This window comes from Bradyrhizobium uaiense, assembly GCF_010811875.1.
Taxonomy (GTDB): domain Bacteria; phylum Pseudomonadota; class Alphaproteobacteria; order Rhizobiales; family Xanthobacteraceae; genus Bradyrhizobium; species Bradyrhizobium uaiense.
Genome location: NZ_VKHP01000905.1, coordinates 1 through 245 on the forward strand (window position 1 = coordinate 1; position 245 = coordinate 245).

Annotated in this window: 1 protein-coding gene; it reads right to left on the minus strand. The window is 66.5% G+C overall.

The window, feature by feature from the left end:
* The coding region (locus tag FNJ47_RS48060; RefSeq protein WP_163163735.1) for a hypothetical protein at positions 1-245 on the minus strand (245 nt) is incomplete at both ends.

The following is a 245-nucleotide window of genomic DNA, read 5'->3' on the forward strand; positions in this document are numbered from 1 at the left end:
CGACCGCGCCTCATCGCGGCGCGCGAGGAAGGCGTGCAATATTCGATCGCCGACCGCGGCGACGAGCTGTTCATCCTAACCAATGCCGACGACGCGATCGACTTCAAGGTCGTCACCGCGCCGCTCGTGAGGTCGCGGATGATGATCGCCGGCAGCGCGTTGGCGCGCTCCAGCCGCACCATGTGGCCGGCATAGAGCTCGACGTCGAGCACATAGACGCCCTCGCGATACGGGATCAGGTCGCG